The sequence below is a fragment of the Kitasatospora sp. NPDC057518 genome, assembly GCF_042802075.1.
GTDB lineage: Bacteria > Actinomycetota > Actinomycetes > Streptomycetales > Streptomycetaceae > Kitasatospora.
The window spans coordinates 1-11,329 of the sequence record NZ_JBHVEU010000291.1 but is presented as its reverse complement, the minus strand read 5'-3'; the positions used below and the strand labels follow the sequence as shown (position 1 = coordinate 11,329).

Genomic DNA, 11,329 nt, shown 5'->3' with positions numbered 1-11,329 from the left:
GGTTCAATTCCCCATAGCTCCACAGTAGTTCGGAAGGCCGTCACCCAAGGGGTGGCGGCCTTCCGGCGTTTCGGGCCCGGCCTCGCGGTTCTCCTGGCGGGCGCGCGGTCGGCGGGTGGTGCGGCTTCGCGGTTCTCCTGGTGGGTGCGCGGTCGGCGGGTGGTGCGGTGGCGGGGCGTTGGCGGGGCGCGTGCGTCGGGAGTGCGCGCTGGGAGCGTGCGTCAGGTGCGGGCGCCGGGGGTGGGGCGCCGTACGCCCGGAGTGCGGGAGGCGGGCTCCCGGGGCGCGTGGTGCGGACCTCGGGAAACGGATTTCAGGAGCACGCCCCGGAGCGTGTAAAGTAGTCGATGTCGCCGAGGGAAACGGCCGGAAACAACCGGGAACCACGGTGACAACGCAGGTCAAGGGGCTATAGCTCAGTTGGTAGAGCGCTTGCATGGCATGCAAGAGGTCTGGGGTTCAATTCCCCATAGCTCCACAGCAGTCGAGAGCCGCCTCCCGGAAACGGGGGGCGGCTCTTCGCCGTTCTGCCCGCGCCGCCGGTCCCGGCGGCCGGAATCCCGCTACCGTCGTGCCATGGCCGATCTGGAGCGAAGGCGGAACGAGGAACTGGCCCGGATACTCCACCAGCTCGGATGGAGTCCGGAACGGCTCGCCCGCGAGGTGAGCCTCGCCCTGCCGCCGGGCCTCGCCATCAGCTCCACCGCCCCGTACAAGTGGCGCGACCGCGGCATGGTCCCGCGCAGCCCGCACGACCAGGCGGTCTGCGAGGTGCTCAGCCGCACCCTCGGCATCGCCGTCACCTACGAACAGCTCTGGGGCCGGATGGGCGGCCACCGCGGCGCCAAGATCCTCTCGCCCCGGCTGCTCACCGACCCGTGGACCGCCGACACCGCCCAGACCGCGCTGCGCGAGGCCGCCACCGACGCCGGCCCGGTGCGCCTCACCGACCTGTTCCGCGGCGCCGACCTCGACCAGGCCGCCGCCCGCCTGGACTCCCCGCCGCCGCCCGTCGGCGGCGGCGAGGGCGCGCTGCGCGTCGAACCCGGACTGGCCGGCGAACTCGGCCTGTCCTACCGCAGCAAGCAGAAGCTCGAACGGGCCTGCGGCGGCGGCCTCGTCCTCGGCCCCGTCCGGGCCGAACTCGCCATGCTGGCCAAGCTGCTGGAACTCGGCGCGTACGACGAACGGCTCGGCCGCGAGCTCTACGGCACGGCCAGCAGACTCGCCCGGCTGGCCGGCTGGGCCGCGTACGACCTCGGCCACGACGCCGCCGCCCAGCGCGCCTTCGTCGCCGCGCTGCGCGCCGCCCACGTCAGCGGCGACCCCCGGCTCGGCGTCGCGGTGCTCGGCGCGCTGGTCGTGCTCGCCACCCAGGGCACCGGCGGGCGCGGGCTGGACGCCGTCTCCGCGCTGGTGACCGCCCTGGACACCCACGGCGCCGCGCTCAGCCCCGTCGCCCGGGCCCGCCAGTACGGCCGGCTCGCCGGCGCGTACGGCCGCCGGGGCGAGGCCGAACGGGCCGAGGCCGCCGCCGCCCGGGCCTTCGCCGAACTGGACGGCCTGCCCGGCACCGAGGAGGTCCGGGCCGCCCTCTCCGGGATGGTGGGGGAGGGGCGGCTGGCACTCGGCCAGCACCGGCTCGCCAAGGTGCTGCTCGCCGAGGCGGTGGCCGGTCTCGGACCGGGACGGGCCCGCACCAAGACGCTGCTGATGGTGCGCCTCGCCGAGGCCCACCGCCGGCTCGGCGACCAGCGGGAGGCGGCCCGCACCGCCTCGCTGGCGCGCTCGCTCGCGGCGGGGATGCAGTCCGAGCGGGTGGCGAAGGCGCTGCGGGAGTTCGACGCGGCGGGGCGGGTGGCGGCTCGGTAGGGCGGGTTGCGGCTCGGCCCCGCGCGGTTCCGTGCGGCCTCGTGCGGTCCTGCGTGGCTCGCTGCGGCTCCCGGGTGGCTCCGCGGGGCCTCATGCGGCTCCGTGCGGCCCTGGGCGGCTCCGTGCCGCCGTCCCGGCGGTATACCCCGCAGCCCGTCGACCCGCTTGCGGTACCCTGAGCCCATGCGAACCGTGCGCCTGCTCCTTAGCCGGCCGCGCTGACCAGGACCGGCTGAGCCTTCGGGCGGTGCCGGAGTCGGCGTGGCGTCCCCTCCTGCGAGGGGATTTTTTGTTTTCCGCCCCCCGATCCCGTCCCGGGCCGGGTCCACGGGCCGGCCGCCCGCGCGGTTCGCCAACCGACACCGATGGAGCTTGAAGGACCATGAGCGAGACGACCCCTGCGTCCGGCGCGGCCGAGACCGCGACCGAGCCGTTCCGGTACAGCGCTGCGCTGGCGGCCGAGATCGAGTCCCGCTGGCAGGACATCTGGGAGAAGGAGGGCACCTTCCACGCCCCCAACCCCACCGGTGCGCTGGCCGACCCGGCGGTCGGCGACGTCGCCGCGAAGCCGCACAGCTTCATCATGGACATGTTCCCGTACCCCTCGGGCGCGGGCCTGCACGTCGGCCACCCGCTGGGCTACATCGCCACCGACGTCTTCGCCCGCTACCAGCGGATGACCGGCCACAACGTGCTGCACACGCTGGGCTACGACGCCTTCGGCCTGCCCGCCGAGCAGTACGCGGTGCAGACCGGCACCCACCCGCGGGTCTCCACCGAGGCCAACATCGCCAACATGCGCCAGCAGCTGCGCCGGCTGGGCCTGGGCCACGACCCGCGCCGCTCGATCTCCACGATCGACCCGGACTACTACCGCTGGACCCAGTGGATCTTCCTGCAGATCTTCAACTCCTGGTACGACGCGGACGCCCGCAAGGCCCGCCCGATCGCCGAGCTGGTCGCCGACTTCGAGTCCGGCGCGCGTGAGCTGCCGGACGGGCGCGCCTGGGCCGGGCTGACCGTCGCCGAGCGCGACGAGGTGCTGGGCGAGTACCGCCTGGCCTACGCCAAGGAGGTGCCGGTCAACTGGTGCCCGGGCCTGGGCACCGTCCTGGCCAACGAGGAGGTCACCGCGGACGGCCGCTCCGAGCGCGGCAACTTCCCGGTGTTCAAGTCCAACCTGCGCCAGTGGATGATGCGCATCACCGCGTACTCGGACCGGCTGATCGAGGACCTGGACCTGCTGGACTGGCCCGAGGCCATCAAGCTGCAGCAGCGCAACTGGATCGGGCGCTCCGAGGGCGCCCGGGTCGACTTCGCGGCCCCCGGCGACCAGAAGATCACCGTCTTCACCACCCGGCCCGACACCCTGTTCGGCGCCACCTACATGGTGCTGGCCCCCGAGCACGCCCTGGTCGACTCGATCGTCCCCGCCGCCTGGCCCGAGGGCGTGCCCGCCGAGTGGACCGGCGGCGCCGCGACCCCTGCCGAGGCCGTCGCCGCCTACCGCGCCACGGCCGCCGCCAAGTCGGACGTCGAGCGGCAGGTCGAGGCCAAGGTCAAGACCGGTGTCTTCACCGGCGCCTACGCCGTCAACCCGGTCAGCGGCGAGTCCGTCCCGGTGTTCATCGCCGACTACGTGCTGATGGGCTACGGCACCGGCGCCATCATGGCCGTCCCCGCCCACGACCACCGCGACTTCGCCTTCGCCCGCGCCTTCGCGCTGCCGATGCGCTGCGTCGTCGAGCCCACCGACGGGCGGGGCCAGGACCCGGCCGAGTGGGACGACGCGTTCGACACCTACGACTCCGTCATCGTCAACTCGGCCCGCACCGAGGGCGACGTGTCGCTGTCCCTGGACGGGCTGGGCGTCGTCGAGGCCAAGGCCGCCGTCACCGCCTGGCTGGCCGAGCGCGGCATCGGCGAGGGCACCGTCAACTACCGCCTGCGCGACTGGCTGTTCAGCCGCCAGCGGTACTGGGGCGAGCCCTTCCCGATCGTCTACGACGAGGACGGCGTGATGCACGCGCTGCCCGAGTCGATGCTGCCGGTCGAGGTCCCCGAGGTCGACGACTACTCGCCGCGCACCTACGACGCGTACGACGCCGCCTCCTCGCCGGAGACCCCGCTGTCGCGCAACGAGGCCTGGGTCAACGTCGAACTGGACCTGGGCGACGGCGTCAGGAAGTACCGCCGCGAGACCAACACCATGCCCAACTGGGCCGGCTCCTGCTGGTACGAGCTGCGCTACGTCGACCCGTCCAACTCCGAGGCGGTCGTCGACCCGGCCAACGAGAAGTACTGGCTGGGCCCGACGGAGACCAAGCCCGCCGGCGGCGCCGACCTGTACGTCGGCGGCGCCGAGCACGCCGTGCTGCACCTGCTGTACGCGCGCTTCTGGCACAAGGTGCTGCACGACCTGGGCCACGTCTCGTCCGTCGAGCCGTTCCACAAGCTGTTCAACCAGGGCATGATCACCGCAGACGTCTACCGCGACGAGCGCGGCTTCCCGGTGCCCGCCGCCGAGGTCGAGGAGCGCGACGGCCAGTACTTCTGGGACGGCGAGCCGGTCAAGCGCGAGGCCGGGAAGATGGGCAAGTCCCTGAAGAACGCCGTCGCGCCGGACGACATCGCCGACGAGTACGGCGCCGACACGCTGCGCCTGTACGAGATGTCGATGGGCCCGCTGGACGTCTCCCGCCCGTGGGACACCCGCGCCGTCGTCGGCTCGTACCGCTTCCTGCAGCGCCTGTGGCGCAACGTCGTCTCGGAGACCACCGGCGAACTGGTCGTCACCGAGGAGGAGCCGGACGAGGCGACGCTGCGCGCCCTGCACAAGGCCATCGACGGCATCCGCGGGGACATGGCCGGGCTGCGCTTCAACACGGCCGTCGCCAAGGCCATCGAGCTGAACAACTACCTGGTCAAGCGCGGCTCCACGCCGCGGGCGGTGGCCGAGCAGCTGGTGCTGATGGTCGCGCCGCTGGCCCCGCACGTCGCCGAGGAGCTGTGGCGCCGACTGGGCCACGGCGAGTCGCTGGCGCACACCGACTACCCGGTCGCCGACCCGGCGTACGTGGTGGACGAGACGGTGACCTGCGTGGTCCAGATCAAGGGCAAGGTCAAGGCGCGGCTGGAGGTCGCGCCGGGCATCTCGGACGCCGAGCTGGAGGCGCTGGCGCTGGCGGAGCCGGCGGTCATCGCGGCGATCGGCGGGGCCGAGGTGCGGAAGGTGATCGCGCGGGCGCCGAAGCTGGTGAACATCGTCACCGGCTGAGTGTTCTTGGTGCGGAAGTGACCGCGGGGTGATCGCGGGAGCGGTCGCGTGAGCGGTCGGGCGGGCGTCCTTGGGGGCGCCCGTCCGGCGTTTTCGGGGTGTTTCGGGGGTCGGCGCTTTCGGGGCGTTTCGGGGTCCGGTGCTTTCGGGGGGTCGGCGTTCTCGGGGTCCGGTGCTTTCGGGAGTCGGCGTTTTCGGGTTCGGTGCCGGCTGGGCGTCTTGCGGGGCGCTTGCGGGGGGCTTCCAGGGTGGTCGGGGGCCCTTGGGGAGATCCCGGATCTGACCCTGATCTCCGTCCGCCAGGGCCCTCTCGGCTGCCCCCGGGCGGGTTCCGGCGGCTACCGTGGAACCCTCGGCAATGCGGCCCGCGTTGGGCCCGGTGGGGGCCGGAACGACGGCGGAAGGTGGCGCGCGATGGACGTGTTCGGCGTGATGATCGGGCTGGTCCTGCTCTTCGGGGTCGCGGCGATGGTCCTGGCCGTGATCGGCACGGTCAAGGCCGCCAAGGCCGTCGGCGCGAAGATCGAGAAGCACGAGGCCAACGCCCGGCGCGCCGTGGAGACCGCCACCCTCAAGGCGAAGACGTACACCAGGGTCGGCCCGCCCGCGCAGATCGCCACCGTCCGGCTGGGCCTGCGGACCTCGCTCGACGGCACCCGGCAGGTGCTGGAGGGCGGCCTCGCGCAGGACTCCCAGCTCGGCGAGTCGCTCGCCCTGCTCGACCGGCTCGACACGCACGCCGCCGAACTCGACGGCGAGCTGCGGATGCTGGAGCGCGAGCCGGACACCGCGCGGATCGCCGCCAAGCTGCCGGAGCTGCGCGAGCGGGCGGAGCGGATCACGCACTCGGCGGAGACCATGCGCTGGGCGGCGCAGGACCGGATGCACCGGTTCGCGGACGACGAGCTGAGCCGGCTGAGCCAGGAGTGCGAGAGCGAGGCGGGGGCGCTGCGGCACTGGGACGTCGCGGGGGGTGCTTCGGGGGCTGCCGGTTCTGCGGGGGCGGGTGGAGCTTCGGGGTCCGGTGGGTCCGCAGGGGCCGGTGGTGCTGCTGCGGGGTCTGGTGGGTCCGCGGGGGCGACCGGGGGTGCGGCGCGGTCCGGGGGTGCGGCTCGGGCCGGGCTGACCGACGGGAAGGGGCGGCCGAGCGCGGAGGAGCTGCTCGGGCTCGCCGATCCGCTGGCCAAGCTGGCGCAGCGGCTGCGCAAGCCCTCGACGGGGCCCTCGGCGGGTTGAGCCGGTCGGGCGTCACGGGGCCTCCCGAGGGGGCCCGGACCGGGCGCTGTCCTCCCGGAGCGACGGGGGGTAACCTCCGGCTCATGCCCTCCGACCTCGCACTTGTCACCGATTCCACGGCCTATCTGCCGCAGGACGCCCTCGACCGGTACGGGATCACGGTGGTCCCGCTGAGCGTCGCGGTCGGCGACTCCGTCCTGAGCGAGGGCGTCGAGATCTCCCCGAAGGACGTCGCCGAGGCGCTGCGCGGCAAACAGCGGGTGACCACCTCCCGGCCGAACCCGGAGACCTTCGCCGCCGCCTACCGGGCGGCCGCCGAGGCCGGGGCGAAGGGCATCGTCTCGGTGCACATCTCCGGCGAACTGTCCGGCACCGTCGAGGCCGCCCGGCTGGCCGCCGCCGAGGCGCCCGTACCGGTGCGGGTGGTGGACAGCCGACTGGTCGGGATGGCGCTCGGGTACGGGGTGCTGGCGGCGGCCGAGGCGATCGCGGCCGGGCAGGGCCTGGCCGAGGCGGCCGAGGCGGCCGGCCGTCGGGCTGCCGGGACCAGCGGGTTCTTCTACGTCGACACCCTGGAACACCTGCGCCGGGGCGGACGGATCGGGGCGGCGCGGGCGCTGCTCGGCTCGGCCCTGGCGGTCAAGCCGCTGCTGCACCTGGACGGCGGGCGGATCGAGCCGCTGGAGAAGGTGCGGACGGCGTCGCGAGCGATCGCGCGGCTGGAGGAGATCGCGGTCGAGCGGTCGGGGGAGCAGGACGTCGACATCACCGTGCACCACCTGGCGGCCGAGGAGCGGGCCGAACCGCTCGCGGAGCGGCTGCGGGCCCGGGTGCCGGGGCTGCGGGAGCTGTACGTGGGCGAGGTGGGGGCGGTGATCGGGGCGCACGTCGGGCCGGGGCTGCTGGCGGTGGTGGTCGCGCCGCGCTGAGGGGGTGGCGGTCCGGTGGGTGGTTCGTTGGGTGGTTCGCTGGCCGCTCGGTCAACCTCAGGCGGTCCTACCCACTCTTGTGAGTGACGCTTTTTATCCACAACCCCCGGGTTATCCACAGGGTTTCGCTAATTTCCGCACGTTCGCCGGAGGACTCCTACCGTCCTCGGCATGACGACCATGGGCCTGGGCGCGGCGAAGCGCCATGCGATCAACGAGACGGTGCGGCTGCGGATGGCCGCGCTGCTGCCGATGGACGACGAGCCGGAGGGCGGTGTCGGAGGGGGTCCCTCGGGGCCGGCCCCGCCGCCGTCGCCGGTTGCGATGCCGGTGCCGGTGCTGTCGGATGCGACGCCGGTCTTGCCGGATGCGGGTGTTGCGTCGGATCCGGGCGACGCCGACATGGGTCCGCCGGAGGCCGGGGCGCGTTCGCGGTTCTCCGCATCCTCCTCAATCCCCTCGTTCGCCTCGGTGCTGGCACTCGATCGGCGCGCGGTGGCCGGATTGGCCATCCTGCTGCTGTTCGCGGTCGGTTACGCCGTGCAGCACTTCTGGCTGGCCCGGCCGGAGGCGGTCGCCGTACCCGCGCTCGCGGCGGTCGCGGCACCGTCGGGGGCGGAGCCGTCCGTCCCCGCCGACTCTGCTCCTTCCAGGGCCGGGCCCGGCGCCGGTGCCGAGGCCGTGTCCGGCACCGGGCCGGCTGTCGTGGTGGACATCGGCGGCCGGGTCCACCTCCCGGGCCTGCACACCCTGCCCGGCGGCTCCCGGGTAGCCGACGCCCTGCGGGCGGCGGGCGGTCCGCTGCCGGAGACGGACACCAGGAACCTCAACCTGGCCCGCATCCTGACGGACGGTGAGCAGATCCTGGTCGGCGAGCAGGCGCCCGCCCCCGGCCCGGTGGTCGGAAGCGGGAGCGGCCCTCCGGGCCTCACCGTGCCCCGGCCGCCCGTCAGCCTCAACCGCGCGACGCTCGAACAGCTCGACAGCCTTCCTGGCGTCGGCCCCACCCTCGCCCAGCGCATCCTCGCCTACCGCACGTCGCACGGCTCCTTCCGCTCCCTCGACCAACTCCGGCAGGTCAGCGGCATCGGCGCCCGTACATACGCGGAGCTCCGTCCGCTGCTCACCCTCTGACGCCCTGTCCTGCCGCTGTCCCTGCCCGTCCCCCTAGTCCACTCGCCCCGCCCGCATGCCCGGCCTTCGAAGGGAGGTACCACCATGTCCGTCGCCACCACGCCGTTCGGTCCGGCCGTTGCGTCCCGTTCTCCGGGCGCCGACTTCCGGCTGCTGCTGCCCGCCGTCTCGGCCTGGGCGGTCACGGCGGCACTCCTGCGTCTGGAGCCGGGGTACGCGGCCCTCGTCCTCACCGCGGCGGGCGTCGCCGCGCTCGCGGCCGTCCTGCTGCTCACCCGGCCGGGGGTCCTGCGCCGGCGCGGGGCCTCGGCGACGCTGGCCGCCGTCCTGCTCACCGGGGCGGCGGCCGCGATCGCCACCCCGCTGCACACCGCCGCCCTCCACCGGGGGCCGCTGCCGGAGCTCGCCCGTGCGTCCGCGGCCGCCGGTCCGCGAGTGCCGGGCGAGCCCTCCCCAGTGGTGGAGGTGGAGCTGACCGTCGCGGGGGACCCGAAGGTCCACACCTCCCGGGGCGGCACCGTCGGCGGGCAGACGCTCCTGACCGTGGACGCGGTGGCCGACCGTGTCACCCCGCTCCCGGACGGGCGGAGCACCCGCACGCGTACGCCGGTGACGGTCATGGCCCGAGGGGCGGAGGGCGAGCCCTGGCAGCGGCTGCTCCCGTCCCAGCGGCTGGCCGTGGAGGCCGAGGTACGGCCAGCGGGGGAGGGGCGCGACACCGAGTCCGCCGCGCTGCTGGTGGTCCACGGGGCGCCCCGGCAGCTGGCGCCGCCGAGCCTGCCGCAGCGGATCGCCGGGCGCCTCCGTGAGGGCCTCCGCACGGCCACCGACGGACTGCCCGCGGACGCGCGCGGGCTGCTCCCGGGGCTGGTCGTCGGCGACACCTCGGGACTGCCCGACGACCTCGACGACGCCTTCCGGGCCACCGACCTGGTCCACCTGGTGGCGGTCAGCGGGGCCAACCTGGCGATCGTCCTCGGTGCGCTGCTGGGCGCGCCCGGGCAGGCCGGCACCCCGGAACGGCGCGGGCTGGCCGCGGTGCTGGGGCTGTCACTGCGCACCGGGGCGCTGCTCGGCACGGCTCTGACGCTGGCCTTCGTCACCGTCTGCCGGCCCGAGCCCAGCGTGCTGCGGGCGGCCGGGACGGGACTGATCGGCATGCTGGCCCTGGCCACCGGCCGTCCCCGCAAGGCCGTGCCCGCGCTCGCCGGGGCCGTCCTGGTGCTGGTCCTGCTGGACCCGTTCCTGGCGCGCTCGTTCGGCTTCCTGCTCTCCGTGCTCGCCACCGCCGGGCTGCTCGTCCTCGGACCGCACTGGGCCGAAGCCCTGCGGGCCCGCCGCTGGCCGCACCACCTGGCAGGCGCGTTCGCGGCGACGGCGGCCGCCCAGGCGCTGTGCGCGCCGGTGACGGTGGTGCTGTCCGGGCACATCAGCCTGGTCGGCATCCCCTGCAACCTGCTGGCCGAGCTGGCAGTGGCCCCGGCGACGCTGCTCGGCTTCGGGGTGCTCGCCCTTCAGCCGTTCCTTCCGGCCCTGGCCCGCCTGCTCGCGGAACCGGCCGGGCTGCCGGCCGGCTGGCTGGCCCTGGTCGCACGGCGCGGCGCCGAGGTGCCGGGCGGCCAACTGACCTGGCCCGGAGGGTGGTTCGGTACGGCGACGGTCGCGCTGGCCGTCCTGGCGGCCTGCTGGGCGGCGCCGCTCCTGCTGCCCCGACGGCGGGAGCCGGGCAGTCCGGTGCCGGTGCCCGCCCGGCGGCGCTGGGCGCGGGCGCTGGTGACAGCAGTGCTGATGATGGTCCTGCTGGCCGTGCTGCTGCGCCCGCCGCAGCTCATCCGGATCGCCACCGGCTGGCCGCCGCCGGGGTGGCGACTGGTGATGTGCGACATCGGGCAGGGGGACATGCTGGCCCTGGCGACGGGGGAGCCGGACAGCGCGGTGGTGATCGACGCCGGGCCGGACCCGAACGCCGCTGACAGATGCCTGCGCGACCTCGGCGTGACGACCGTCCCCTTACTCCTGCTGACGCATTTCCATGCCGACCACGTCGAGGGCGTGCCGGGGGTGTTGCGGGGCCGCCGGGTCGGCGCCGTCGAGGGCACCACGCTGGACGATCCGCCGGGCGAGGCGGCCCGGGTGACGGGCTGGGCCGCAGGGGCTGGCCTGCCGCTACTGAGAGCGGGTCGGGGTGAACGGCGCTCCGTCGGAGCGGAGTTGGCCTGGGACGTGGTGTGGCCCGCCCCCGGTGCGGCTGCCGAGGCGCCCGGACCGAACAACGCAAGCGTCGCACTGATGGTGTCACTGACAGGAGGACTACGGATGGCACTGCTCGGAGATCTCGAACCGCAGGCCCAGTCGGCCCTGCTGGGCCGGCTGGGGAAGGTCGACGTCGTGAAGGTGGCGCACCACGGATCGGCCCACCAGGACTGGGACTTGGCCGGTGCGCTGCGGCCCCGGCTGGCCCTCGTCTCCTGCGGCGAGGGCAACCCGTACGGTCACCCGTCCCCGAAGACGGTCGACCACCTGCGCGCACTCGGCGCCACCGTTCTGCGCACCGACCGGGAGGGGGACATCGCGGTGACGGGGGACTCCCCGGCCACCCTCGGCGCGGCCGTCCACCCCCAACCCGCCCACGCGGCCCGCCACTCCAGCGGCAACGCCAGGCCCGGCGGCGCCGGCGGAACCGGTGGGGCCGACGGGCACGGCCCCGCACCTCACGCCCACCCGGAGCGGACCCCGGGCGCCCCGCGGGCCCCGCCCACCTGACCCCCGCGCTCTCCTCCTTCCACCAATCAACGTGGGGGCATGGAAAGTAGAAGGGGGTGGTGGGAGGAGGAGCGGCGCAAAGCCAGCAGAAACGTTCCGGCGCGCTCCGGGCCCAGCC

General features: G+C 74.6%; 6 protein-coding genes and 1 tRNA gene. All 7 read left to right on the top strand.

Features of this window, described 5'->3' with window-relative positions; all coding sequences use genetic code 11:
- Nucleotides 1-405: 405 nt before the first annotated feature.
- The 7 genes from ACFU7Z_RS26435 (at nt 406) to ACFU7Z_RS26405 (ending at nt 11,211) form a co-directional block, all read left to right on the top strand.
- A tRNA-Ala gene (locus ACFU7Z_RS26435) sits at nt 406-478 on the top strand.
- 98 nt (nt 479-576) lie between these two features.
- Nucleotides 577-1,872, top strand: coding sequence for a hypothetical protein (locus ACFU7Z_RS26430; protein WP_074000712.1), 1,296 nt, complete (start codon nt 577-579; stop codon nt 1,870-1,872).
- A 382-nt stretch (nt 1,873-2,254) separates the two neighbouring features.
- Complete coding sequence (gene leuS / locus ACFU7Z_RS26425) at nt 2,255-5,149, top strand: leucine--tRNA ligase (RefSeq protein WP_380780082.1); 2,895 nt, start codon at nt 2,255-2,257, stop codon at nt 5,147-5,149.
- Nucleotides 5,150-5,563: 414 nt separating this feature from the next.
- Nucleotides 5,564-6,385, top strand: coding sequence for a hypothetical protein (locus ACFU7Z_RS26420; RefSeq protein ID WP_380780080.1), 822 nt, complete (start codon nt 5,564-5,566; stop codon nt 6,383-6,385).
- Nucleotides 6,386-6,468: 83 nt separating this feature from the next.
- Complete coding sequence (locus tag ACFU7Z_RS26415; RefSeq protein ID WP_380744027.1) at nt 6,469-7,314, top strand: DegV family protein; 846 nt, start codon at nt 6,469-6,471, stop codon at nt 7,312-7,314.
- Between the two features lie 171 nt (nt 7,315-7,485).
- Complete coding sequence (locus ACFU7Z_RS26410; protein ID WP_380780078.1) at nt 7,486-8,448, top strand: helix-hairpin-helix domain-containing protein; 963 nt, start codon at nt 7,486-7,488, stop codon at nt 8,446-8,448.
- Between the two features lie 84 nt (nt 8,449-8,532).
- Complete coding sequence (locus ACFU7Z_RS26405; protein ID WP_380780076.1) at nt 8,533-11,211, top strand: ComEC/Rec2 family competence protein; 2,679 nt, start codon at nt 8,533-8,535, stop codon at nt 11,209-11,211.
- Nucleotides 11,212-11,329: the final 118 nt, after the last annotated feature.

Coding starts and splice junctions, on each gene's coding strand:
- ACFU7Z_RS26420 (WP_380780080.1), top strand. CDS start 5,564: ATGGACGTGTTCGGCGTGATGATCGGGCTGGTCCTGCTCTTCGGGGTC.
- leuS (WP_380780082.1), top strand. CDS start 2,255: ATGAGCGAGACGACCCCTGCGTCCGGCGCGGCCGAGACCGCGACCGAG.
- ACFU7Z_RS26410 (WP_380780078.1), top strand. CDS start 7,486: ATGACGACCATGGGCCTGGGCGCGGCGAAGCGCCATGCGATCAACGAG.
- ACFU7Z_RS26430 (WP_074000712.1), top strand. CDS start 577: ATGGCCGATCTGGAGCGAAGGCGGAACGAGGAACTGGCCCGGATACTC.
- ACFU7Z_RS26405 (WP_380780076.1), top strand. CDS start 8,533: ATGTCCGTCGCCACCACGCCGTTCGGTCCGGCCGTTGCGTCCCGTTCT.
- ACFU7Z_RS26415 (WP_380744027.1), top strand. CDS start 6,469: ATGCCCTCCGACCTCGCACTTGTCACCGATTCCACGGCCTATCTGCCG.